The sequence below is a fragment of the Hymenobacter arcticus genome (assembly GCF_054779975.1).
In genome coordinates this window covers 152,696-178,519 of the sequence record NZ_BAAGXF010000006.1, presented here as the reverse complement: position 1 = coordinate 178,519, position 25,824 = coordinate 152,696, and the positions used below count along the sequence as shown (strand labels likewise).

The 25,824-nt window shown below is 54.6% G+C and carries 19 protein-coding genes; 8 read left to right on the top strand and 11 right to left on the bottom strand.

From position 1 onward, the window contains the following. Nucleotides 1–98: 98 nt before the first annotated feature. The 8 genes from ACYVGC_RS12715 to ACYVGC_RS12680 form a co-directional block, all read right to left on the bottom strand. Complete coding sequence (locus ACYVGC_RS12715; RefSeq protein WP_460584201.1) at nucleotides 99–1,967, bottom strand: cytochrome c oxidase subunit I; 1,869 nt, start codon at nucleotides 1,965–1,967, stop codon at nucleotides 99–101. 30 nt (nucleotides 1,968–1,997) lie between these two features. After that, nucleotides 1,998–3,095, bottom strand: coding sequence for a cytochrome c oxidase subunit II (locus ACYVGC_RS12710; protein WP_460584200.1), 1,098 nt, complete (start codon nucleotides 3,093–3,095; stop codon nucleotides 1,998–2,000). 90 nt (nucleotides 3,096–3,185) lie between these two features. Beyond that, complete coding sequence (locus tag ACYVGC_RS12705) at nucleotides 3,186–4,493, bottom strand: quinol:cytochrome C oxidoreductase (RefSeq protein WP_460584199.1); 1,308 nt, start codon at nucleotides 4,491–4,493, stop codon at nucleotides 3,186–3,188. Nucleotides 4,494–4,500: 7 nt separating this feature from the next. Then, nucleotides 4,501–5,256, bottom strand: a complete 756-nt coding sequence (locus ACYVGC_RS12700) for a c-type cytochrome (RefSeq protein WP_460584198.1) — start codon at nucleotides 5,254–5,256, stop codon at nucleotides 4,501–4,503. Beyond that, nucleotides 5,256–5,840 carry a DUF3341 domain-containing protein gene (locus ACYVGC_RS12695; protein WP_460584197.1) on the bottom strand — a complete coding sequence of 195 codons (585 nt, stop codon included), beginning with the start codon at nucleotides 5,838–5,840 and terminating at the stop codon, nucleotides 5,256–5,258. Before ACYVGC_RS12695 ends, ACYVGC_RS12700 begins: the two co-directional genes overlap by 1 nt. Further along, complete coding sequence (gene nrfD / locus ACYVGC_RS12690; RefSeq protein ID WP_460584196.1) at nucleotides 5,833–7,311, bottom strand: NrfD/PsrC family molybdoenzyme membrane anchor subunit; 1,479 nt, start codon at nucleotides 7,309–7,311, stop codon at nucleotides 5,833–5,835. Before nrfD ends, ACYVGC_RS12695 begins: the two co-directional genes overlap by 8 nt. Nucleotides 7,312–7,360: 49 nt before the next feature. After that, the gene (locus ACYVGC_RS12685) at nucleotides 7,361–10,426 is read right to left on the bottom strand and encodes a Fe-S-cluster-containing hydrogenase (protein WP_460584195.1); all 3,066 of its coding nucleotides are present in this window, start codon (nucleotides 10,424–10,426) and stop codon (nucleotides 7,361–7,363) included. 112 nt (nucleotides 10,427–10,538) lie between these two features. Then, complete coding sequence (locus tag ACYVGC_RS12680; protein ID WP_460584194.1) at nucleotides 10,539–11,846, bottom strand: cytochrome c3 family protein; 1,308 nt, start codon at nucleotides 11,844–11,846, stop codon at nucleotides 10,539–10,541. A 428-nt stretch (nucleotides 11,847–12,274) separates the two neighbouring features. On the opposite strand from ACYVGC_RS12680, the gene rpsF reads away from it, so the two are divergent. From rpsF to priA, 6 genes are all read left to right on the top strand, one after another. Further along, a complete protein-coding gene (gene rpsF / locus ACYVGC_RS12675; protein WP_283564000.1) occupies nucleotides 12,275–12,658 on the top strand; it encodes a 30S ribosomal protein S6 in 384 nt (127 codons plus the stop codon). Between the two features lie 19 nt (nucleotides 12,659–12,677). After that, nucleotides 12,678–12,947 (top strand): 30S ribosomal protein S18, encoded by a 270-nt coding sequence (gene rpsR, locus ACYVGC_RS12670; RefSeq protein ID WP_283563999.1) that lies wholly within the window; start codon nucleotides 12,678–12,680, stop codon nucleotides 12,945–12,947. Nucleotides 12,948–12,956: 9 nt separating this feature from the next. Further along, entirely contained in the window at nucleotides 12,957–13,400 is a 444-nt protein-coding gene (rplI, locus tag ACYVGC_RS12665) for a 50S ribosomal protein L9 (protein WP_283563998.1), read from the top strand. Nucleotides 13,401–13,477: 77 nt separating this feature from the next. Next, nucleotides 13,478–15,787, top strand: a complete 2,310-nt coding sequence (locus ACYVGC_RS12660; protein WP_460584193.1) for a GSCFA domain-containing protein — start codon at nucleotides 13,478–13,480, stop codon at nucleotides 15,785–15,787. A 59-nt stretch (nucleotides 15,788–15,846) separates the two neighbouring features. Then, nucleotides 15,847–17,898, top strand: a complete 2,052-nt coding sequence (locus ACYVGC_RS12655; protein WP_460584192.1) for a thioredoxin domain-containing protein — start codon at nucleotides 15,847–15,849, stop codon at nucleotides 17,896–17,898. A 71-nt stretch (nucleotides 17,899–17,969) separates the two neighbouring features. Continuing rightward, the gene (gene priA, locus ACYVGC_RS12650; protein ID WP_460584191.1) at nucleotides 17,970–20,516 is read left to right on the top strand and encodes a primosomal protein N'; all 2,547 of its coding nucleotides are present in this window, start codon (nucleotides 17,970–17,972) and stop codon (nucleotides 20,514–20,516) included. A gap of 113 nt (nucleotides 20,517–20,629) precedes the next feature. Here the strand turns inward: priA and ACYVGC_RS12645 are convergent, their stop codons facing one another. Continuing rightward, nucleotides 20,630–21,298 carry a hypothetical protein gene (locus ACYVGC_RS12645; RefSeq protein WP_460584190.1) on the bottom strand — a complete coding sequence of 223 codons (669 nt, stop codon included), beginning with the start codon at nucleotides 21,296–21,298 and terminating at the stop codon, nucleotides 20,630–20,632. Nucleotides 21,299–21,506: 208 nt separating this feature from the next. Between ACYVGC_RS12645 and ACYVGC_RS12640 the strand changes: the two genes are divergently transcribed. Next, complete coding sequence (locus ACYVGC_RS12640) at nucleotides 21,507–22,292, top strand: class I SAM-dependent methyltransferase (protein WP_460584189.1); 786 nt, start codon at nucleotides 21,507–21,509, stop codon at nucleotides 22,290–22,292. Nucleotides 22,293–22,442: 150 nt separating this feature from the next. Here the strand turns inward: ACYVGC_RS12640 and ACYVGC_RS12635 are convergent, their stop codons facing one another. Then, on the bottom strand, nucleotides 22,443–23,732 hold the full coding sequence (locus ACYVGC_RS12635; RefSeq protein ID WP_460584188.1) for an aminopeptidase P N-terminal domain-containing protein: 1,290 nt from the start codon (nucleotides 23,730–23,732) through the stop codon (nucleotides 22,443–22,445). Nucleotides 23,733–23,897: 165 nt separating this feature from the next. Here ACYVGC_RS12635 and ACYVGC_RS12630 point away from each other — a divergent pair, with 165 nt between their 5' ends. Next, complete coding sequence (locus ACYVGC_RS12630) at nucleotides 23,898–24,575, top strand: phosphatase PAP2 family protein (RefSeq protein ID WP_460584187.1); 678 nt, start codon at nucleotides 23,898–23,900, stop codon at nucleotides 24,573–24,575. A 66-nt stretch (nucleotides 24,576–24,641) separates the two neighbouring features. Here ACYVGC_RS12630 and ACYVGC_RS12625 read toward each other — a convergent pair whose 3' ends face one another. After that, on the bottom strand, nucleotides 24,642–25,712 hold the full coding sequence (locus tag ACYVGC_RS12625) for a fatty acid desaturase family protein (protein ID WP_460584186.1): 1,071 nt from the start codon (nucleotides 25,710–25,712) through the stop codon (nucleotides 24,642–24,644). Between the last annotated feature and the right edge of the window lie 112 nt (nucleotides 25,713–25,824).

Below are 25,824 nucleotides of genomic sequence, written 5' to 3'. Positions count from 1 at the left end.
GTAAATTGCTTCTGCGTATACTATTAATTAGAAGCTAAAACAAAAAAAACGGGCCGCCGCAATGCGGCGGCCCGTTTAGGCATGTTATGGCTAACTGATTACTCAGCCAACTCCCGCTCATAAGGCAGGTTCGAAGATGGCGTCTGCGAGTAAGGCACGTTCTGCGGAATAAAATCCTGCTCAGCGCCTGGCTTGCTGTAATCATAAGGCCAACGGTAAACAGCCGGAATCTCACCAGGCCAGTTGCCGTGGCCTGGTATGATTGGCGTTGTCCACTCCAAAGTGGTCGAATTCCAAGGGTTCTCCGTAGCCCGACGACCACGGAAAATGCTGTAGAAGAAGTTGAAGATGAATATGAACTGCGCAAAGAACGCCAGAATAGCAGCTGCCGATATAAACTTGTTCAAATCAGCAAATTGCGAGAAGGCATCAAAACCAGTCCACGAGTAGTAGCGACGGGGGAAACCAGCAATACCCACATAGTGCATCGGCATGAACACCAGATATACACCCGCGAAAGTCAGCCAGAAGTGGATGTAACCCAGCTTCTCATCCATCATGCGACCAAACATCTTCGGGAACCAGTGATAAACACCAGCGAAAAGACCAAAGAATGCCGAAGAACCCATTACCAAGTGGAAGTGAGCTACCACGAAATAAGTGTTATGCATCTGAATATCCAAGGTAGCATTACCGAGAATAATACCGGTCAAACCACCTGAAATAAACAGGGAAACAAAACCGATTGAAAACAGCATAGCTGCCGTGAAGCGGATGTTACCACGCCAGAGCGTTGCGAGCCAGTTAAACACTTTTACCCCAGAAGGCACAGCGATAATTAGCGTCAAGAACATGAACACGGAGCCCAAGAAGGGGTTCATGCCCGTTACAAACATGTGGTGAGCCCACACTACGAACGAGAGCAACGAAATGCCAATCAGTGAGCCAATCATTGCGCGGTAGCCAAAAATTGGCTTACGAGCATTAGTTGCTAATATCTCCGATACCATGCCCATTGCTGGCATGATTACGATATAAACCTCGGGGTGACCGAGGAACCAGAACAAATGCTGAAATAAAACTGGCGAACCACCTTGGTTGTGCAAGGCCTGACCGGCTATGTATATGTCTGAAAGGAAGAATGAAGTACCGAACGAGCGGTCAAAAACCAACAGTAGCGCTGCTGCAAAAAGAACCGGGAACGAAAGAATACCCAGAATAGCAGTAAGGAAAAACGCCCAAATAGTGAGCGGCAGCTTACTCATGCTCATGCCCCGAGTACGCATGTTGATGACGGTAGTAACATAGTTAACACCACCCAACAACTGTGATACAATGAAAAAGACCATGCTCACTAGCCACATCGTCATACCCATACCCGAGCCAGAAATGGCTTGAGGGAGTGCGCTGAGCGGAGGATAAATAGTCCAGCCTGAAGCAGCAGGGCCAGTCTCCAAGAAAAGGGAGGCAAACATTATAATGCTCGATACAAAGAAGAACCAGTACGAGAGCATGTTCATAAAGCCGGAAGCCATATCGCGGGCTCCTACTTGCAGAGGAATCAAGAAGTTTGAGAAAGTACCTGATAGTCCGGCTGTTAGCACGAAAAACACCATGATAGTGCCGTGCATCGTAACCAACGCTAAGTAAAACTCAGGGTTAAGCTTGCCACCTTCTATCCATTTACCCAAGATAGGTTGTAACCAGTCGAGCGTAGCCTCTGGCCAGCCCAATTGCAAACGAAAAAGGCTTGAAAGAGCACCACCGATAATTGCCCATACCATGCCAGTTATTAAGAACTGGCGAGCAATCATTTTGTGGTCCTGACTGAAAACGTACTTCCACATCCAATGCTGGTCATGGTGGTCGTCATGTTCGTGCAAGTGGTCGTCGTGCTCAATGTGAGGCACCGGCGCGGTACCTACTCCACCTTGCGACTGCGAAGAAACCGGGATACTAGTAGCCATAAGTAAGGGTAAAACTGCTGAAAATTAAACTTAAAGCGACGCTTGAGCGGCAAGAGGAGCAGGCGTTTCACCAGCTTCTTCAGTAGCTGCTTCCTTTGCACCTTTGCTACCACCTTTACCTAAACCCGTTTGCTGACTCATTTGCTTAAAAGAAGCCATCAAATCAGCATTTTTCGAGATAGGGGCTTGAGCAGCAAACCAAGCTACATAGTCATCCGGCTCATCAACTACTATATTAAGCTTCATAGCAAAGTGACCTTTACCACAAATTTGGTTACAGGCCAGTTCGTACTTAAAGTTAGGATTGCCAAGCTTAGCACGCATCTCATCTGTAGTAGTAGTAGGAGTAAACCAAAAGCGGGTTGGCATACCTGGCACTGCATACATCTGCACACGGAATTGAGGCATATACACTGCGTGTAATACATCGCGTGAGCGAATCTTAATAAGCACCGGGTGGCCTTTTGGCACGTGAATTTCCGATGCTACAAAATCATCACTAGCTGCTTTATCACTCAAGTCAAAACCAAAATCGTTTGCAGCATCAATCAAACGATAGTTTACTACACCTAACTTCATATCGCGACCCGGATAACGAACAAGCCAGTTGAACTGCTTACCCATTACTTCAAGCACAATGGCATCTTTGGGAGCTGGACCAGTGATGCGTGTCCACGCTTTCCAACCGGCAAAAATCAATGCAGCCATTACGATTGCAGGAATAATTGTCCAGATAACCTCAATTTTGTTATTGTGCGAAAAGAAGTAAGCACGGCGTCCTTCCTTGTGCTGGTACTTGTAAGAATAAATAAATAACAGTGCCTGGGTAATGACGAAGGCAATCCCAATAACCGTCATCGTAGTCCAAAACATCTTCTCCATGGCGTGACCATGAACAGATGCAATTGGAGGGTTCATTTTGCTGAAGTTATCAGCAAAGGACCAGAAAAATGCTGCACCACCAACTACCATGAACACTAGCATTAGCAAAGCGTTGATGCGGTTGCTAGTACCAATCTGCTTCACATAGGAACCAGAGAAAATGGCCGTCAGTATCTGAATACGAAACAACAGGCCGAATACGACCAGCAGTAGCGCCAGAACCAGCAGAATAGTTAAAGTAGACATTGGATAAAAAGTAGGATTCTGAGCTTAGAGCTAATTGCTTGTATACAACCCGCCAGTGAGCTCTAAGTTCTAAAAATCTAGGCTTTTGATTTAGGTGGCGTGGTGGACGCTTTCTTCCACAAATGGATGGTTAACTGGAACCAAAGAAGCTTCGGCCAAGCGACGAGTAACCAAAATCAAAAATGTTCCTAGGAAGATTAAGGCGATACCAATTTCAATCAGAAACCCGTTATCTCCTTTCATAGTGCCCGGCATCAGCATTAAATAAAAGTCTGACCAATGCCCCACTAGAATAGCAATACAAACGATTTTCATAATAATCATCTGCCGCTTTGCATCCCGGGTCATAAGAGCTAGGAAAGGGAAGGCGAAGTTGATTATTAAGTTGAAATAGAAAATCCAAGTATAGCGACCTTCAAAACCACCTAGACGCTGATTAAAATAAACAGCCTCTTCAGGAAGGTTAGCGTACCAAATGAGCATGAACTGTGAAAACCAGACGTAGGTCCAGAAGATACTAAAACCAAACATCAACTTGCCCAAATCATGGAAGTGGTTGGCGTTCATGAAACGCAGATAACCCGCCTGTTTAAGGAAGATGGCAATCAAAGCAGTAGCTGCGATACCCGACACCCACCAAGAAGCAAACACGTACCAACCGAACATGGTGCTAAACCAATGCACATCAACTGACATGACCCAATCCCAAGCTGACATGGAAGAGGTCACAGCAAACAGCACTAGAAATAGTGCGGCCGTTTTGATGCTAAGATGGAAATAGCTTGTACCACCATTGAGGTCCTCTAGCAATGAAAGCTGCCGCAGTCTCCAAGTAAATACTGCCCATATCGTGAGATAGGACACCATGCGTACCAAGTAGAATCCGAATGTTAAAAAACCGGCTTTGCCAGCGATGATTTTATCATAAGTGGCTGACCCTTTGGTCATTACACCATCATGAGTCCAATGAAACAGGTCATGGCGACCAATGACAAATAGAACTACTAACAGCACACCGCCTGGAATTAGCCAAGCACCTAGTGCCTCGTTAATTCTCTTCACAACTACTGACCAGCCAGCGTAAGCAACGTACTGGATAGCCATGAAAACAGTACCTACTACGGAGATACCAATGAAGAATATGTTGCTATGCCAAAGGCTAACAACTATGCGGCGCCATAACACAGAATGCTCTTCAGCATGGTTACCAGCATTAAGGTGTGCAGCAGCGCTAACACCCTCATGGCTTTCGCCCCAATGCATTAGAGAGGCAATGACACCGATTATTAACAGGAGTATACCAGCTCCAATAATGGTCATGAACGTCCGTTGAGCCTTGGCGCTAGGTGCCAGTTGCTCAATAGCGGCGGGTTCGTGATGATGAGTCAGAGTTGCCATAGGTCAATTAGTTCATCGAGCCATTACGGCCTTTAGTGCCCTGGCCGGGCGTTTCGGCGCCAGTGCTAGCGTTTGCTTTGCCCTCAGCCTTTTGATTAGTTCCATCAGTCATTGCCGAAGCGTTACCACTAGCAGCGCTGTTTACTTCCGCCGGAGCGGTAACCTTCACGATTTTGGGTAAATCAGCTGGGTCATTGTTCAATTGTAAAACATGAACATACATAGCTATTTTCCAACGCTCTTCGGGATTAACCTGTGAACCATGCGGCATCATCCGATTACGACCCCATTCGATGACATGATAGATGTGACCATCATTCATCGTTTTATAGGTGCCAGCCGAATAGTTTGGCACGCCCTTATACTTAAGCCCTACTGGTCCTTGGCCGTTACCTTGTTCGCCATGGCAATGCAGGCAATAACGCGAATAAAGTACTTGACCTTCTTCGATATTAGCCTTGGTGTAAGGGTAGGGATTGCTGAGCGTACGCTCAGCAATCCCTACGCTATCTTTAGGAATATGGTCAAAATAAGCTAGTTTGCCACGTGGTACAGTTCCTTCAGCTGGCGTCCGTTGGTTGATACCAAACGAATTGATAGTGTTGAAGGTAATTTGACGCAGTGGCTCATAAGGAATCGACTCGTACATCTCCGGTGCGTACTCGACACCGGGATTATTAGGGTCGGGGGAGCAAGAAGCTACGCCAAGACTCAGAGCTAGAGAGGCCGCGGACAGCCCGTATTTGAGAGAAGGCGCCATCATTAAAATTTAGTCATTTCCTTTTGATTGACTTCGCTTGCACCGTTCTCACGAAGCAATTGGGTCAACTGTGGCATTTGCGAGCTTTGCTCATCCAATAGAATGGCCATCACGAATTTGTCGTCCGTGGAACGCACATCTAATACCGGCGTTTTGAAACGTGGGTAGAGCTTGGAGATAGTATAAAATGTTATTACCATGCCGTGGCAGGTGAAGAACACTGTCAACTCAAAGCTTACTGGGATGAAGGCTGGCAAAGCAATATTAGGCTTACCACCAATAATCATTGGCCAGTCAAAACCCAACATGTAAATCTGCATCCAGAGCGCAAAGGCTAGGCCGCACATGCCATAAAAGAAGGCAGCAATAGGTAAGCGAGAGCGCTCAATACCCAGCGCATCATCGATTCCATGGACGGGGTATGGGGAGAAGACATCGTATATCTTAACGCCTGCCGCACGTACATTGTCTACAGCGTGAAGCAGAGTGTCTTCGTCGTCGAATATACCGAGTGCAAAGCGCTTTGTGGAGCTGCTTGCGGCCGGGGCAGTTGCAACTGGCGCGGCGGTGAGTGCTGGGCTAGTCATTTTGCTTATCGTAGTTTACGGGTGCCGAAGCCGGTACACCGGGCGTAGCATGTGGAACAGGAGAAGTATGGCGGCTTGGCGTACGGCTACCGTCGTTAGAACCACCATAAGTAGGACCATCGTTGACAGTGTACTTCAAAATAGTTTTCACCTCGGCCATGTTGATAACCGGGAAAAACTTAGCGAAAAGCAGGAACAGCGTGAAGAATAGGCCGATAGTACCTACATACACACCTACGTCAATTCTTGTTGGCGAAAACATCGCCCACGAAGAAGGCAGGTAATCACGGTGCAGGGAGGTTACGATAATTACGAAGCGCTCGAACCACATCCCAATATTCACGATAATCGACAAGATGAACGTCATCGTGATGCTGTAACGAATGCGGCGTATCCACACAAATTGTGGGGAAAGCACATTGCAACTCATCATGCTCAAGTAAGCCCACCAGTAAGGACCAGTTGCCCGGTTGATGAACGCATACTGCTCGTACTCAACCTGCGAATACCAAGCAATAAAAAACTCGGTGATATAAGCAACGCCTACAATTGAACCCGTTACCATCATGATTTTATTCATCAAGGCAATGTGCTCCAACGTAATATAATCCTCCAATTTGAATACTACACGCGTGATAAGCATCAGCGTTAGTACCATCGCGAAACCGGAAAAGATAGCGCCAGCTACAAAATAGGGAGGAAAGATTGTTGTGTGCCAACCTGGTACAACCGAAGTTGCAAAGTCCATTGATACGATAGTGTGTACCGAGAGTACCAAAGGGGTCGAAACACCCGCCAGAATTAAAGATACTGTTTCATAGCGTGACCAATGCTTGGCGGAACCCGTCCAGCCCATGCTCAGCATTGAGTAGCTGAACTTAGCAATCTTGCCTTTGGCGCGGTCACGAATAGTGGCGAAGTCGGGTACTAAACCGGTATACCAGAATACTAAGGATACCGTGAAGTATGTCGAGATGGCAAATACGTCCCACAGCAAAGGGGAGTTGAAGTTAGCCCAAAGGGAACCAAGCGTATTCTGCAAGGGAAATACGTAGAAGGCCAACCAAGGACGACCCATGTGCAATACCGGGAACATGGCGGCGCAGATTACTGCGAAAATCGTCATGGCCTCTGCAGCACGGTTAATGGACGAACGCCATTTCTGCCGGAACAACAACAGTACTGCTGAAATTAGTGTACCGGCGTGACCAATACCTACCCACCAAACGAAGTTGGTAATGTCCCACGCCCAACCAACTGTTTTGTTTAGTCCCCATTCGCCGATACCATACCAAAGAGTACGATAGACAGAGTAGAAGAAAACACCCAGTAGGACCAATGCCACGCCCAAGGCGCCCATCCAGCGGATGTTAGGAGCTGCCTCTACTTGGTAGCAGATGTCCTGAGTGACGTCGTGGTACGTCTTACCGCTCGTTACGAGTGGTTCGCGTACTGGTGATACGTACTGCATAGTGATGAATATTAAAGGCTTAACTCTTTTTGTTCAAGCAGTTGGTAATCTATGCGTTCTCTTCCGCTGGGAAGAACTCGGCAGCACCATTGCGAATCTTAGTCAGGTACGTGATGTTGGGCTGCACGTTAATGGAATCCAACACGTGGAAGGCGCGTTCACCGTCCTCACGTCGCAACAGTTGGCTCAAGCGAGTAGTTGGGTCACGCATATCACCGAAAACGATAGCCTCGGTGGGACAAGATTGGGCGCAGGCAGTTACAATTTCACCATCTTTAGGACGACGCTTCTGCTTCTTAGCCTCCAGCTTGCCAAGTTGGATGCGCTGCACGCAAAGCGAACACTTTTCCATTACGCCCCGAGCACGTACTGTTACATCTGGGTTCAGCACCATACGGCCTAGGTCAGTAAACATGTGACCGTTCACATCCTCAAACTTCTCGTTAGAGTAGTAAGAGAACCAGTTAAAACGACGGACCTTATACGGACAGTTGTTGGCGCAATAACGCGTACCTACGCAACGGTTGTAGGTCATCTGGTTCAGGCCTTCCGAACTGTGCGTGGTAGCTAGTACAGGGCACACAGTTTCGCAGGGTGCGTGGTTGCAGTGCTGACACATCATCGGCTGAAAAATCACCTGCGGGTTGTCCGAAGGGTCCTCCATTGCCGCGTACGTTTTCAGCTTGCCTTCTTTCTCAAACTCGTCTTCGTGGTGGTCTGAACTGTAGTAGCGGTCAATACGCATCCAGTGCATTTCCCGGCGGTTGATAACCTGCTGCTTACCTACTACGGCAATATTATTTTCAGTCTGACATCCAATTACGCACGAGCCACAGCCGATGCAGGAATTGAGGTCTATAGCCATACCCCAGTGGTGGTCATTGTATTGGTAGTCCTGCCATAGAGAAACCTTATTTGGTTTCTCTAAGCCATCGGGAGTGGCAATCAGTTCGTACTCCGTTACTTCTTTGGGATTTTCGCGGTACTTGGCCAGCGTATTCTCCTGCACTACCTCATGGCGGTCCATGATGGTATGGTGAGTTTGCGTTTGGGCAATAGGATTAGTAGCACCCGTTGCCTCCAGCGTCACTACGTTATGATACAGAACAGCTGTAGGGGTTGACTGAGCCAGTACAAAGGCATTAGCACCAACCGAATCACCTACCTTACCCGTTTTGGTGCGTCCATAACCGACTGCAATGCTAACAGTGCCGTCTGCTTGACCAGGCTGCACGAGTACGGGTACTTCAATGCTTTTGCCATTGGCAGTAGTTACTTTAAGCACATCACCCTGCTTCCACTTGCGTTCTTCAGCCATTCTACGTGGTACGGCCACATAATTGCCCCAAGTTGCTTTCGAAACAGGGTCGGGCAACTCGTGCAAGAAAGGATTGTTTGCTTCTACCCCACCTTCACCAATACCGACTTTTTCATACAGCACGGCTTCAATGCCTGCTTTGCTACCACCGCTTAAACCGTTGGTAGCAGCTGCGAGTGCGATTGGTTGCGCAGTAAACGCAGTAGTAGTCAGGGCTGAGCCAGTAGCTACGCCGTCATGCACTGCCTTATCCCAGGCTGCTTGGAAACCACCGTTAGCGCCAAGCACAGTGCGCCAGCCGTCCTTGAGGAAGTTGTAGTACGTTTCGTTCGAGCCAGCCCAACGCAGGAAAGTTTCTTGAGCTTGACGGGTTTTAAAGATTGGCGTGATGGCTGGCTGAGCTAAGCTGAGCGAACCACGCTTGGGCTCATAGTCATTCCACGACTCCAGCCAATGATGGTCGGGAGCCTGATATTGGCAAAGCGAGCCTGTTTCATCGAGGCGGTCATTGAGCGAGATACTCATTGCAGCCTTATTGGCCTTCAATGCCTCTTCTATTTCTTTACCACGGGGATGGTTGAAAACCGGATTGGCGTGGTAGAAAATCACCGTACCTACTGCCCCATTCTTCAGGTCACTGACGAATTGCGCCATACGGCCATCTTCGCCCTGGCGAACAAACGATGGCTCAGTAAGACTTAGCGTAGTGCCTACGTTGCCTAAAGACTGATTGATAGCCGCTACTATCGTTTGTACTGCCGGGTCGTTGGAACCCGACACTACCAAGCCAGCACCTCGGTTAGCTTGCAGTTCCTTTACAGCCTGTGTGACCTGCTTCTGCGCACTTGGAGACAAACCGGCAACTGAGCCACCGCCAGCTACACCATTGTAGATAGCTAGTGCTACTGTCCCAAGCTCTGATGGCTTGATGGGAACACGTACGTCAGCATTGGAGCCGGTGAGCGATAACGCAGTCTCGAACTGGAAATGCCGCGACATCGTGCGCTTATCGGTGCTCACCTTGCGGTTGGTCACGTACTGGCGTGAATACTCAACAGGAGAAATCCAGGTACCCAAAAAGTCAGCACCAAGACTCACAATTACGGTAGCCTTGCTGAAATCATAGCCGGGTAATACACCACCGTTCGCTTGAAGTAGCCCCGAAGCTGAGTTCACATCATACATGATGTGCTCGAAATTGCGGGAAGCGCTAGCCAGCGTCGCGATAGCACGCTTAGTGCTTGGGCTAATAATAGTGGGTGATACGAGAACAGTTTTGCCTGTGGTGCTAGCTAAGCCAGCACGCACAGCTTTATCAAGCTCAACGTAATCGACTTGCTTACCCTTAATCATAAAGTGCTGCAAACGAGCACCATCATAAAGGTTAAGCACAGCAGCTTGCGCACGGGCTGAAAGACCACCGCGCGTTACGGGCGACTCGGGGTTGCCTTCTAACTTAATAGGCCGGCCGTCACGGTTTTTGACCAGTACGGCATTGTAATCTGAACCCGTGAAATACGTCGAAGCGTAGAAGTTGGATATAGTTGGGTCAATTTCCTCCGGCTTGTTAAGGTAGGGGATTGCCTTATGAACTGGCGTTTCGCAGGCAGCCAAAGTAGCCGCTGCTACGCCAAAACCCATGAGCTTCAGAAAGTCACGCCGCGGAGCCACCGACGAGTCGTCGGGGCTACCTGCGCGGCCTTCTTTGACCGGCAAAAAGTCAGGAAACTCAGCAAAGGCATTCTTTGCAAACTCCGGCGAGTTGTCCAGCTCTTCAATTCCCTTCCAGTATTTCATCTTATCAGTAATGAGACATTTGCAGTGAAGCAAGGCTGGGGCAGCAACAACATATAGTTGACTACCTCCAGCCTCAATTCATGTCTTTTATAAAAAGCTTAGCTAAAAAAACTTAGTAGTGGCACTTCGAGCACTCGGTACCGCCGTTCGACGACACGGTGAATGGCACTGCGCTATTTGACTTGTCGTGCAGTTTCACGAGGTTATCGTAGTAAGCGTTGCCCTTTGTGTTGAGGGGCGTTTCGCGGTGGCAGTTGATGCACCAGCCCATGGTAAGGGCCGAGTACTGGTAAACAACCTCCATGTTCTGGATGGGACCGTGGCAGGTCTGGCACTGAATGCCACCAACTTGCGTGTGCTGCGAGTGGTTGAAATAGGCCAAGTCGGGCAGGTTGTGCACCCGCACCCATTGAATAGGCTGCTTGCGCTCAATAGCGCGGTAGATTTTCTTGATTTCGGGCGACTCTGTCTTAATCTGCGAGTGGCAGTTCATGCAGATGTTGGCCGAAGGGATGTTGGCCGACTTGCCTTTGTACACCGAGGTGTGGCAATAGGCACAGTTGATTTGGTTTTCGCCAGCGTGAATCTTGTGGGAGAATGCGATGGGCTGAGTAGGCTGGTAACCCTGGGTCAGACCTACTGCCATTACACTTTGCACACCAGCGTAAAGTAATACCAAGCCGAATACGACACCTACACTACCGCGGAGAGCGGCAGACTGGTAAAGTTTGTTCCAGTCGAAGCGTTGGTCGAGAATCTCAACATCGCGGCCATCAAGGTCTTTGCGGCCTTGTAGCACATCCTTCATCAGGTTGGCAATGATGGCAAGCGTCACCACAAGCACAATCAGCACTACTACTAGGACAATGAGGAGAACATCGGTATAACCACCAGCACTGGCAGAAGCACCGGCTCCAGCAGCGGCGCTACCATCGGCCGCCGCAGCGTTACCAGCGGTTACACCACCTCCAGCAGGGGCTGGGCCGCCTTCCTGCGAAGTCACCCAGGCAACAATGCTCTTAATCTCAGTATCCGACAACTGTGGGAAAGCGGGCATCTGCTGCTTGCCATAATCATTGAACAGCTTCACAGCATACTCGTCGCCACCGGCAATTACCTTGGCTGAGTTGTGAATCCACGGGATAATCCAGGTGATGGGACGGCGCTTGCTGATGCCACCCAGCGCGGGGCCAACTACTTTGTCATTAACAGCATGGCACTGGGCGCAGTTGTTTTTGAACAAGGCATCGCCGGCGGCAATGGCAGCGGCGTCGCCACCCCCAGCACCTGGAGCACCGGCGGGCGCAACGGCTGCAGCCGTTGTAGCGCCTGCTGCACCACCGGGAGCCACGCCCTCTTTAGTGACGGTGGCAGTTTGGGCCAGGGCCGGAGCCGCCACGGCCAGAAATAATGCGAGCACCCATGAGCTGGTGCGTGATAGAAAGCTATTCATCATCCAAACGAACCGGTAAAACGGATTGCGGGCGTACCCTTTCCGGGGTACAAATGTAGGCTACGAATTGCGGGCGGCAAAGGTAGAAAGGCCATTTTAGGAGTGCCTCAAGTTATTTGGAAACATCCTAAATAATGAAACTTGCCTGTTTTTGCAGCTTATTTTAAGGTAAAGCGCTAGCTGTTTGACCAACCTACTTTGAACGGTTTTGGTTTTCCTTTTCGCCAGAATATTGGTGGGCTGAGCAAACCATTTTGCACGATGCAGCGCGCTACGGCTCAGCTTTTTAGCAGTGGCTTAAAAGCAATTAAGTCAAGGAGTTGCTAATACGCTATGAAACCCGTACCTTTGCACCCCCAATTAATTTTTTTCACTTTCATAAATCAACCCCGTCAATGGACGTAAGAAATTACGAGACGGTCTTCATCCTCACTCCCGTGCTAAACGAGGGCCAGGTGCAAGAGACGGTCGAGAAGTTCTCGCAGGTGCTTAAGGAAAATAGCGCCGACCTCATTTCTACTGAAGCCTGGGGCTTGCGCAAGCTGGCTTACCCGATTCAAAAGAAATCCACTGGTTATTATTTCACGCTGACTTACAATCACAGCGCGGAAGGTAACATCGTAGACGTACTCGAGCTGGCTTTCCGCCGCGACGAGCGCGTCATTCGTTTTCTGACCACAGTGCTTGATAAGCACTCGGTTACGTACAACGAGCGCCGCCGCAATGGTGAGATGAACCAGCAGAAGGCGCCCCAGGCGGCCGAAGCCGTAGCTCAGTAACCCTCTAGCAAGCAATACGATGGCTACGCAGAAACGCAATAATGACCGCAACAACGGCAACAAGCCCGTTGACACCCGTAACAAGTACTGCCGCTTCAAGAAGAACGGCATCAAGTACGTGGATTACAAAGACCCGAACTTCTTGCTGAAGTTCGTGAACGAGCAGGGCCGCTTGCTGCCCCGTCGCATCACCGGCACCAGCCTGAAGTTCCAGCGCAAAGTGGCCCAGGCCGTGGCAAAAGCCCGTCACCTGGCCTTGATGCCTTACGTAGCTGACGCTCTTAAATAGACCTAGGACATGGAAATCATTCTGAAAGACGACGTTAAGGGTCTGGGTTACAAAAACGACCTCGTAACGGTGAAGTCCGGCTACGGCCGCAATTACCTGTTGCCCCAGGGCCTGGCCATGCTGGCTGACAAATCGGCTAAGAAAATCGTAGCTGAAAACGTCCGTCAGGCCGCTCACAAAGCTGAGAAAGTGAAGGCTGATGCGCAAGCAGTAGCCGACCAAGTTGGTAGCCAGGTATTTGACCTGCCCGCTAAAGTGGGTGAAACGGGCAAAATCTTCGGCCGCGTAACTACGCTTCAGTTGGCTGAGGCCTTGAAAAACAAGGGTATTGACATCGACCGCAAGCGCTTGAGCTTTGACCAGGAGCCCGCTACGGCTGGTGACTATACTGCTACTTTGAACCTGCACAAAGAAGTGAAACACACGATTAACTTCCGTGTGGTAGCTGCTTAATTGCTGGTTACTAGCAAATTGATTGGACGCTCTGCCGCAAGGTGGGGCGTCTTTTTTTGGGCCTACCTTTGCGATTCATGTTTCGGACTGAATTAACTATTGCGCCGCAGGAGCGGCAATTGGCGCGCACGGCGCGGGTACTCACCATGGGCTCGTGCTTTGCGGAGAGCCTCGGGGCCCGGCTGCGCCTGAATAAGGTAAATGCACTGGTCAACCCCTTCGGGACGGTGTTTCAGCCGCTGGCGCTTGCGCAGTTGCTGCGGGCCGCGGCCGGGGAAGAGCAAGACTGGCAGCAGCACGTGGTGGAGGCGCGCGGCCGCTGGCAGAGCTACGACCTGCACAGCACGATTGGCGCGGAATCGCCGGTGGAGCTATTGCAAACCATTCAGGAGACGGTGCGGCGCGTGGGCGACTTCGTGCGCACCGCCGATGTGGTAGTGCTCACGCTGGGCACGGCCTGGGCCTACCGCCTGCGCGAGACCGGTGAGCTGGTGAGCAACCTGCACAAGCTGCCCGCCAGCCTGTTTGAAAAGGAACTGCTGACGGCCGACGAGATTGTGAATGGCTTAGCAGAGGTGCACGCGCTACTGCGCCGCATCAACCCGGAAATTCGCATTGTATTGACCGTTAGCCCGGTACGACATATTAAAGATACGCTTCAGCTAAATGCGGTGAGCAAGTCGGTGCTGCGAGTGGCTTGCCACTACCTAAGTGAGCTGCTGCCGGGTGTGAGCTACTTCCCGGCGTATGAGCTGCTGACAGATGAGCTGCGTGATTATCGCTTCTACGCGAGCGATATGCTGCACCCTTCGGAGGTAGCGGAGGACTACATCTGGGACAAGTTTACGCGGGCGTATTTTGACGCAGACTTTGGGCGCTTCCGCAAGGAATGGGCGGCGGTGCGGCAGTCGCTGGGCCACCGGCCGCTGCACTTGGGTGCCCCCGAGCATCGCACTTTCCTTGACCAGACTGCGGAGCGCTTAGAGCGGCTCATTGGCCAGGGAGTGGATGTGCGCCAGGAAATACGTGACGTACAGCGCCAACTAGTAGCCTTGCCCCCACCCAAGCCCGCGCGCACGGCAGAGGCTATGGCGGATGACGGCGAGGAGCGCGTTGACATTGGCGAGGATATGGCTGCGCCAGCCATACTTAGTGAACAGCCAGCGGACGACTCGGAGCAGCCCAACCGCCGCAATGAGAACCGCCGCAACGGGCGGCGTAATGAACGCAGCGGCCAGGACCGCCGCAACAACCGTGACCGCAACCCAGTGGCTGCTAATGCGCCAGTAGAGCCGGTAGAATTAGCAGTAGCCAACAACTATTTGCCCAAGCCCGCTGACGAAACGGCAATAGCTGCCGTGGAAGCCGTGCTGGCTGGTGGGGAGCCCGAGCTACTACTCACCGAAGAAAGCGCTGCTTATCCGGCTAAAAAGAAGAAGCGTCGCTCGCGTGGAGGTGCCAAGCGCACGGCGCGTAAGCACGCTGCCCGCTTAGCCACTGAACAACCGGAAGCAGAAGACCAGCCCGAAGGCCTGGCAGTGCAAGAGCTACGCGAAGAACTGGCTCAGGAGACAATCGGCGTAGTGCTACCCGAAGAGGCAGCTATTACGCCGAGCGAACCCGCGGTAGTTAAGAGGAGCTTCGTGGGCGATAGCCCCGCTACCGACCCGATGGACCAACCGTTGCTATCGATGCCACCCGTGCGCAAGCGCGGCACGGGCCCAACGCCCAAAAAATCGACGGTTATCACGAAATCAGGCATCGTGAAGCGCGGTAAGCGCACGGACTTATACCGGGCTCCAGAGCCCACCGAGCAGGAAAACCCTACGTCGGAAGCAGCCAGTGCGCCCCAGGAGGTTATCCGGACAACTGCGCCCATCATTTCGCCACCCATTATTCCGATAGCACTATTGGAGCGGCCGGCCGTGTCGGAAGCCATGCTGGCAACCCCAGTACAAGCGCTTGTTTCGACTACGCCAAGCACCACTGAATCAGCTACGCCAGCCAAGCCCCGCCGGGGCCGTCCCAAAGCGGCGGCTACGCCAACGCAGGCAACGCCCTCCGAAGTAATAACTACTCCAACAGTAGGGGAAACCCCTGCAACATCTTCCGAAGTGGTGGCCACGCCCGTAGCTAGCCCTGCGGTAGTGGAGGCAACCGGCGAACCAGCGGCCATACCCGCAAAACAAACCACCGCCCGCACCGCCAAGTCGGCAGATAAGAAAGCAGTAACCAAAAAGCCCACCAGCGCGAAGCCGACGACTGCGAAAGCGGCCACCGCCAAAAAGCCGGCGGCCAAGAAAGCAGCGGCCAAAACCACCGCGCCGCGCCAAGCCAAGCCGCCGGGTACCGGCACGCCGCCGGCCGGTGATTCGCCTGCTACCTGATTTTTTCAAAACCCAGCCCCGCCGGCTGGGTTTTGTTTTACCCGGTTTATTCAGCTCCTATGTCCGCTACTTCCTCCCTGCCCGCCAACCGCCTGGCTCACGAAACCAGTCCTTACCTACTGCAACACGCCCACAACCCCGTAGACTGGTACCCTTGGGGGCCGGAGGCGCTGACGCGGGCCCAGGCCGAGCAGAAGCCCATTATCGTGAGTATTGGCTACGCGGCTTGCCACTGGTGCCACGTAATGGAGCGCGAATCGTTTGAGAATGAGCAGGTAGCACGGGTGATGAACGAGTACTTCGTGTGCATTAAGGTAGACCGCGAGGAGCGGCCCGACGTGGACCAGGTGTACATGGAGGCCGTGCAGGCAATGGGCGTGCAGGGCGGCTGGCCGCTCAACGTGATGCTCACGCCCGAGGCGAAGCCGTTTTATGGCGGCACCTACTTTCCGCCGACCAACTGGGTGAAGCTGCTCGAAAACATTGCCCAGGCCTACGCGGGCGAGCACCGCGCTGAGCTGGATGGCTCAGCCGAGCGGTTTGCACAAGTGCTGCAAACCAGCGAATTAGAGAAATACGGCGCCCTGAATGAGCCAGTGGGCCCCAGCGTTAACGACGAGGAATTCAAGCTATTAGCGTATAACATAGCGCAGCGCTACGACCGGGAGCGGGGCGGCACCAACCGCGCCCCCAAGTTTCCGATGCCCAGCATCTGGCGGTTTTTGCTACGGGCGCACCACATTTCAGGCAGTCAGCAGATTCTGAGTCAGGTGAACCTGACGCTACGCGAAATGGCCTGGGGCGGTATTTACGACCAGGTGGGCGGCGGCTGGGCCCGCTACTCGGTAGATGCCGAGTGGCTGGTGCCGCACTTTGAGAAAATGCTATATGATAACGGCCAGCTGCTCAGTCTCTATAGCGAAGCATTTCAGGTGACGCAGGACCCGCTGTACCGGGAAGTAGTGTACCAGACGGTGGCCTGGGTGCGGCGCGAACTCACCAATCCGGAAGGCGGCTTCTATTCGTCGCTGGATGCGGATAGTGAGGGCGAAGAGGGAAAGTTTTACGTCTGGACCCGCGAGGAACTCCAGCAGCACCTGGGCGACGAAGAGCCGCTGGCTGCTGCCTACTATAACTGCACGGGCGTGGGCAACTGGGAGCACGGCAACAACATCCTGCACCGCCGCCAAGCGGATGCCGACTTTGCCCAGGCCCACAACCTGGAGCTGCCCGTACTGACCAAGCTCGTCCAGGGCTGGCAAAAAACGCTGCTGGCCGCCCGCACCCAGCGCGTACGGCCTGGCCTCGACGACAAGGTACTAACTGGTTGGAACGCCCTCATGCTGAGCGGGCTGGTAGCCGCCTACCGGGCATTCGGCGACGCGGATTTTTTGGAGCTGGCCCTGCGCAACGCCAAGTTTTTACAACAAAACTTGCGCCAGGGGCCGCGTCTCTTCCGCACCTGGAAAAACGGCCGCGCCACCATCAACGGTTTTCTGGAAGACTACGCGCTGGTGATTGAGGCCTACCTCGCCCTCTACGAAGCCACTTTTGCGGAGAATTGGCTGCGCGAGGCCGAGGCGCTGACTACTTACGTGCTCGCCAATTTCTTTGACCCCGCCGAGCAACAGTTTTTCTACACCGACGCCAGCGCCGAGCCGCTTATTGCCCGCAAAAAGGAGCTATTTGATAATGTGATTCCCGGCTCCAACTCGGTGATGGCTAATAACCTGCTACGCCTAGGCCGCCACCTCGAAAACGTTGACTACCAGGCCCTGGCGACCGCCATGCTGGGCCAGGTGCAGGCGCTGGCCGCCAAGGAGCCCCAGCACCTCACCAACTGGGCTAGCCTCTACGTGGCGCTGCTGCGGCCGGGGGCGGAGGTAGCCATTACCGGGCCGCAGGCCGAAGAATTTCGGCAGGAACTTAGCCGTCATTTTCTACCCAATAATGTACTAGCGGGCAGCCTGACTACCAGCGACTTGCCGCTGTTGCAAGGGCGCGGCCACGACTCCCAGACTACGCTTTACGTGTGCCGCAACCAGACTTGCCAGCTGCCGGTACGCTCGGTGGCCGAGGCGCTGGCACAGCTGGCGCTGGCCACGCGATAGGCAGCCGGGCGGGAATCACCGGGCCCCGGCCGGGGTTATCTTTACTATTCGCCTGCCGCTAGTTTTTTGCCGTGTCGCTTACCTTCGAATTTGCCTCTCCTACCCCCGCGCCAGCGGCCACGCCCGACCGCGTGACGCTGTTCGTGGATGTGATTTTGCCCCTGCCCCTGCCCAAGCTCTACACCTACCGGGTGCCCTACGAGCTGAATGACAACGTGGTGGTGGGCGGCCGGGTTATTGTGCAGTTTGGGGCCAAGCGCACGCTGAGTTGCATTGTGGCCGCCGTGCACGAAACGCCGCCCAAGGACTACCAAGCCAAGTACATCCTCGAGTTTATCGATGATGCGCCCGTGGTGACGCAGCCGCAGCTCAAGCTATTTCGCTGGATAAGTGAATATTATCTCTGCACGCTGGGCGAGGTAATAAATGCCGCGCTGCCGGCCGCACTCAAGCTCAGCTCCGAGTCGCGCATTCAGCTACACCCGGCTTTTGTGGCCGATGGCAGCCCCTACCCGCTCGACGAGAAAGAAACGCGCATTGTGGACAACCTACGCAGTGAGGATGGCAAAGCCCTGACCTTCACTGAGGTAGGAGACCTGCTGGGCGTGGCATCTTTTCACAAAGTGATTAAGTCCTTGATGCAGAAGGACATCGTCTTTCTGTTTGAGCAGCTTTCCGATAAGTACTCGCCCAAGGTGCTGAAGAAGGTGCGCTTGGCGCATCACCACTTGGCCGCCGGCTCGGTCGAGAAGCTGTTTGAGGACTTGGCCAGCAAGCCCAAGCAGGTAGATGTGCTGCTCAAGTATTTGCAGCGCGTGCCGGTGCACCACGATGAGCACCTCAACCACCTGGGCATTGAGAAAGCGTACCTCACCAGCTCGCCCCACCTCTCGGCCTCGGCCGTGAACACGCTGATAAAGAACGGGATACTGGAGCAGTTCGACCAGATTGTGTCGCGCTTCCCGCTCGATGAGAACCCGGTGGCCCAGATGCCCTTTCAGCTCAACGAGGCCCAGGTGGTGGCTCGCGATGAGGTGATGAGCTTATTTGGGCAGAAGGATATTGTGCTGCTGCACGGCGTCACGGGCTCGGGCAAAACGGAGATTTACATCGACCTCATTCGCAATGCCCTGGATGGCGGCGGGCAGGTGCTGTACCTACTACCCGAAATTGCGCTCACGGCCCAGATTGTGACCCGCCTCATGCGCGTATTTGGCTCACGGCTAGGGGTTTACCATTCCAAGTTTTCGGATAACGAACGGGTGGAAGTCTGGAATGGCGTGCTCTCGGGGCGCTTCCAGGTGGTGGTGGGTGTGCGGTCGGCGGTGTTTTTGCCGTTCGATAACCTGGCGCTCATCATTGTGGATGAGGAGCACGAAAGCTCCTACAAGCAGTACGACCCCGCCCCGCGCTATAATGCCCGCGAAGTGGCCCTGATGATGGGTAACTTTCAGGGGGCCAAGGTATTGCTAGGCTCGGCCACGCCGGCCGTGGAGACCTACTACCAGGCCCGCATGGGCCGCTACGGCCTCGTCACGCTCAGCAAGCGGTTTGGGGAGGCGGGGATGCCGGAGATTGAGCTGATTGACACCCGCAAGCTGCGCACCGAGAAGAAGATGCACAACCACTTCTCGGCCGACTTACTAGCCGCGATGGAAAGCAAGCTGGCGCAGAACGAGCAGATAATCCTGTTTCAGAACCGGCGTGGCTACGCCCCGGTCACGGAGTGCAACGACTGCGGCTATATCCCGAAGTGCCAGAGCTGCGCCGTGAGCCTCAGCTACCACAAGCACGCTCACGAGCTGCGCTGCCACTACTGCGGCTACCACGAAGGCATGCCCAGCCAGTGCCCGGCCTGCGGCTCGCGGGCGCTGCGCACCCAGGGCTTCGGCACCGAAAAGCTGGAAGACGACCTCAAAATCATGCTGCCGCAAGCCAATGTGCAGCGCATGGACCTGGACACGACCCGCGCCAAAAACGCTTACCAGCAGATTATCGGCGACTTCGAGCAGCAGAAAACCAACGTACTCGTAGGCACCCAGATGGTGACCAAAGGCCTCGACTTTGAGAACGTGAGCCTAGTGGGCATCGTCAACGCCGATGCCATCATTCATTACCCCGACTACCGGGCGCACGAGCGGGCCTACCAGATGTTTGTGCAGGTGAGTGGCCGGGCGGGCCGCAAGGGCAAGAAGGGCAAGGTGTTAATCCAAACCGGCGACCCCACGCAAGTGATTTTCGACAAGGTTATCCGCAACGACTACCTGGAGTTTTACGAGTACGAGATAACGCAACGGCGCGAGCACGAGTATCCGCCCTTCGCCCGAATTATCAAGCTGACGGTGAAGCACATGGACCAGGAGCTAGCCCAGAAGGCCGCCATCCTGCTCACCCAGGAGCTGGCCGACCGCCTGGGCCGTGGGCCGGTGCTGGGGCCGGAAGCACCGTATATCTTCCGCATCCGCAATTTCTTCTTGCAGGAAATCGTCATCAAGCTCAGCCGCGAGCACACGGTGCTGAAGGCGGCTAAAATGGCCATTTGCGCAGCGCTCGACGTGGTGCGCGACCAAAAGGAATACCGTCAGGCGCGCTTAGTGGTGGATGTGGACCCGATGTAATTCGCAAGCCCGCAGGAGCACTGCCAGTCTGGCTAAGTTGGTTCAACAAGAAAAGCCCCCACTGCTTGGTAACAGTGGGGGCTTTTCTTGTTATGACGTTTTGAAGACTCGGCTTAGATGGAGTCCAGCAGCCAGAGAATGATAAACACCAGGCCGATGATGGCGATGATGGTACCAATCAAGCCATTGAGCAGGCCCACCAGCAAGCCCACGAGCAGCAGAATGATACCGGTGCGTAGGTTGCCATCAATGCGCGACGTGCTGGCCGTGTTATCGCCCTGCTTGAACTGCGACTTGGCGACGATTTTGTTGATTTTCTTGGTGACTTTGGCTACTGCCAGGCGCTGAACCAAGCTAAGCTTTTGCGAAGCGGCGGCCGGCGCGGTGGCGATGGTAGCATCTGCTACCAAGGCCTGGGGCTGGGCAGCTACTGGCTTAGCTACGGCCACTGGGGCAGCAACCACTGGCTTAGCTACGGCCACTGGGGCAGCAACCACTGGCTTAGCCACGGCCACTGGGGCAGCAGCTACTGGGGCGGCTACGGCTACTGGCGCGGTAGCAACTGGGGCTTCGGGCACAACGGCTACAACTTCGGCGGTGGGGGCAACGGCTACGGCCGGCGTGGCGGCTACGCGGCGGGCTTTGGGGGCCGCCGTGGTGGTGCCCAGGTACGAGGCCGACTTGGGTAAGAAGGCATACTCAGCGCGGCTGCAAGAGCCGAGGGTAAGGGCACCAGCAATAACTACGGCGAGGCGGCCCAAAGTAGTGGTCAGGTTTTGCATAAGGCGAAAAGTGAAAGGGGGTTAATGAAAGAATTGTGCTCCGATTACGTTAGGAAGAAAATTTTAGCTACTTGCCAAACTACTTTTTTTGATTATGGCAACTTGCTTGGGTGCGTAGCTTCACCGCTCTTTGCCGAACGCCAGCCCTTGCTGAGTTGTTGTTCTGGGTAGAAAAAGCTGGTTACGAGTAAGACTGATTTTGCTGTTTATGAAGAATATCGTTGTGTTGTGGCTGAGCATCGGAACGGCAGCAGTAACTGCCGCCTGCACCCAGCTGCCCATGGAGTCGAGCATCGCCAACCGGGCTGGGCTGCGGGCGGCTACCATCGCCCCGGGCCCGCCCGACTCAGTGGGTTACCAGAGCCGGCCCCCGCGCGACCCCAACGGCATTGCCCGCTACTACCAGGGCCGCCAGATAGCTCACGTAATGGGCCATGAAGGCGCTAGCTGGCTGGAGCGCGACGACCGCAGTCAGGAAGAAGGCACCGAAATCCTGCTGAAAGAGTTGCACCTCAAGCCCACCGATACTGTGGCCGACATTGGGGCGGGCACGGGCTTCTTCTCGTTTAGGCTGGCTCCGCTAGTGCCGAAAGGCCGCGTGATAGCCGTTGATATTCAGCCTGAAATGATAGCCGAGCTCAAGCAGCGCCAGGCCCGCAACGGCCTGCGCAACGTGGAGCCCGTGCTGGGCACTACCGCCGACCCACACCTGCCGGCTGGCAAAGTGGACCTCGTGCTCATCGTGGATGCCTACCACGAGTTTGACCACCCGCGCGAAATGGGCCTGGCCATTAGGCAGGCGTTGCGGCCAGGCACCGGCCGGCTGGCGCTGGTAGAGTACCGCGCCGAGGACCCCAACGTACCCATCAAGGAGATTCACAAAATGACTGTGGAGCAGGCCAAAAAGGAGATGACGGCCATCGGGCTGGAGTTTGTGGAGGTAAAGGAGACGCTGCCGCAGCAGCACCTGTTGCTGTTTCGCCGGCCGGCGTAATCTGTAGTTGAGCAACGCATAAAAGAAAACGTCATGCTGAGCTTGCCGAAGCATCTCTACCGCGCCGTTGGGGTTACTAATCCTATCGGCGTGGTAGAGATGCTTCGGCAAGCTCAGCATGACGTTCTTTCTTATCAGACAAACGTGGGGCTACTTCTTCATCAGCCGCTCGATATCGGCTAGCTCTAGCGGAATATCCGCCATGAGGTCCTCGTTGCCGGTGGCGGTGAGCAGGAAGTCGTTTTCAAGGCGAATGCCCAGCTTCTCCTCCCGAATGTAAATGCCTGGTTCAATGGTATATACCATACCGGCTTCAAACTTGCGGTACTTGTAGCCCACGTCGTGCACGTCGAGACCCAGGTAGTGGCTGGTGCCGTGGGGGAAGTATTTCTTGTAGAGCGGCGCGTCGGGGTCCTGGTTCTTGACGTCGCTGATGCTGAGCAGGTCGAGCTTGATAAGCTCCTGCTCCATGGCCGTGCCGATGGCTTTGTGATAGGTTTCAATCTCGTTGCCCACTACCAGTTGAGTTTTAGCATACTTGAATACCCGCAGCACGGCCTCGTACACCTGGCGCTGGCGCGGGCTGTAGGTGCCCGATACCGGAATGCTGCGCGTGAGGTCGGCGGCGTAATTGGCGTATTCGGCGCCGAAGTCCATGAGCAGCACGTCGCCGGCCTGGCACTGGCGGTCGTTGCTGATGTAATGTAAAATGGTGGCGCTTTCGCCGCTGCCAATGATGCTAGTGTAGGCCGGCCCGCGCGAACCCGAGCGCACAAACTCGTGCAAAATCTCAGCTTCTACCTCGTATTCCCACACGCCGGGCTGCACAAAGCCCAGCACCCGCCGGAAGGCGTTGCCTGTAATTTCGGCGGCGCGGCGCATCAGCCGGATTTCCTCGGGGCTTTTGATGGCGCGCAGTTGGTGCGTGAGCCGGGCGGCGCGGCGGTACTGGTGTAGCGGGTAGCGGCGCTGCAAGTCCTGGATGAAGCGGGCGTCGCGGGTTTGCACCTCCACCACCGAGCGAATGTGCTCGTTGGAGTTGAGGTACACGTACTCCGCCTCGTTCATGAGGGCCGCCAGCACCGATGGGAACGCGTCGAGCCACATGATGGTGGGCACGCCCGACACCGCCTTGGCCTCATCCTTGGTCAGCTTGTAGCCTTCCCAGACCAGAATGTGGTCGGAGGTTTCCTTCAGAAACAGGATTTCGCGGTGCTTGGGCAGGGCCGCGTCGGGGCAGATGACGAGGATGCTCTCCTCCTGGTCTACCCCGCTCAGGTAGAAGATATCGGTGTTTTGCTTGAGGGCCAGCGTACCGTCGGCGTTGGTGGGCAAGATATCGTTGGCGTTGAAAATGGCCAGCGACTGCGGCGGCAGCAGTTCGCGGAAGCGGCGGCGGTTTTCAACAAACAGCTCGGGGGCAATGGGACCGTAGCGCATACGAAGAGACGGGGAAAACGGGTTAGGGGCGCAAGTTACGGCCGGCTTTACCCCGCGCCCGGCGGTAGTTTTGCGGAGTGGCAAGCGGTGGCTTGCCGTTTCAGAGCAGCGGCTTGGCCTGTTTTATACCAACGACGGCAAGCTGAAGCTTACCCTACACTTTCTATGCTGCACCTGCTCCGGCAAACCCGCACGTTTTTGCTTCCCTACGCCGTGCTGCTGCTTTTGGTGGGCACCGTGCTGCTGGCCACGCCCAAGCAGGAGGCCTTCTTCTTCGTGAATGGCCACCACTCGCCGTTTTTCGACCAGTTTTTTCGGCCCTTTACCAACGTGGGCGACGGCCTATTCTACGTACTCGTTACGCTGGCTCTGCTGTTTGTGCGCTTTCGCTGGGCGCTCATCAGCCTGGCGTGTTTTGCTGCCACCTCGCTGGCCGCCCAAATTGGCAAGCAGCTGATTTTCACGGGTCACCCGCGGCCCTTTCCGTACTTCAACGAACACCCCGGTTTTCCGCCGCTGCACGTGGTAGAGGGCGTGGTAATGGGCACGCTTAAGAGTTTTCCGTCGGGCCACTCTACGTCGGCCTTTTCGGTGTTTCTGCTGCTCACGCTGCTGGTGAAAGACAAGCGCTGGGGCTACTTCTTCCTGCCGCTGGCGGCGCTCACGGCCTACTCGCGCGTGTACCTGGCCCAGCACTTTGTAGAAGACGTATTCGCCGGCTCCGTGCTGGGCACCCTGGTAACGCTGGCCGTGCTCCACTGGCTCCTACCCTACCTCGACCAGCACCCCCAGCCCTGGCACAACTGGCGCCTGCGCCGCCCGGGCAAGCGCAGCGATAAGTAGCGTGGACTCTGTAGAGTCCGCGCGTAGAACGACCTACGCGCGGACTCACAGAGTCCACGCTACCTCCTAAGCCAACTCCGGTACCATCGCCTCGCGGCTGATTCGCCGAGTACGGCTGCGCAGTAAGCCGGTCACCTCCAGCTCCGTACGTTCCGTACCGTCGAGCAGCACGAAGTGGCGAGCTAGCAGGTCATAGCGTTTGGCCATGAGGTAGAAGAAAATATGCAGGAAGTGAATACCATCGAACACAATGGCTTCATTACTAGCATATTGCGCTAAGTTGTTGCGAAAATGCGCCGGGTGGTCGCTCCAGTGCAGGGCGGGCTTGAGGTGGTGGCTGATGTGGTAGCCATCGTTCCAGCACTTGTGGTTGTAGTTGGTGTTGATACAGGTCACGCTGTTGCGGTAGCAGTTTTCGGGTGCCTCAGCATCGATGAAGGCGTGCTGCGCCCAGTTGCCCAGCATCATGATGACGCGCGAGAGCACAAACGGCACCACAAACACGGCCAGGGCGGCCGGCAGATTCACAAAGCAAAGCACCGCCGTGACTACGAAGTACACCACCTCACCGCGCAGCAAGCGGTAGCGCAGGGTGGTTTTGTTGCGGCGCGAGAAGTAGCCTACTAAGCGCGGCACGCCCACCACCATAAAATCGCTCAGATAATGCAAAAACCCGCGCACTGAGTCGCGCTGGTAGAACATGGTCGAGCTTTCATCATCCGGCAGGTTGTTCTCGGGGTGGTGCATGCCCATGTGGTGGGTGAAGTACGACTCGGGCGTTTGCCCAAACAGCGGTCCCAGCACCCACGGAATGTAATTGTTCATCCAGCCGTATTTCTTCTTGAAGAGCACGCGGTGGCTGGTGCAGTGCAGCATCAGGCCAAACGGGCCCTTGAAGCGGGCATTGCTGAGGTAGAAGAACACGCCGTAAATGGCCCACCACCAAGCATTTCCGCGCAGAGCGGGCACAAACAGCAGTACCGCCAGTGGCAGCATGGTAGCCGTTATCTTCAGCATGAGGTAGGCGAAGGGCAAGTCGCGCTCGTCTTGCAGGTAGCGGCAAAACCAGGTATCTAAGCTAGAGGGGGTGGCCGACCGGGTGTATACCGGGTCAGTGGAAATGGCCAATAATTTCATAGAGCGAGCTTCGGCGGGAGAAGCGCTACCCCCGGCGGGCAGCCTGCCTCGGCCCCCAGCAACTGGGAGCCCTGGCAAAAATAGGCGCGGCAGGCAGCTAAGAGGAACTGGA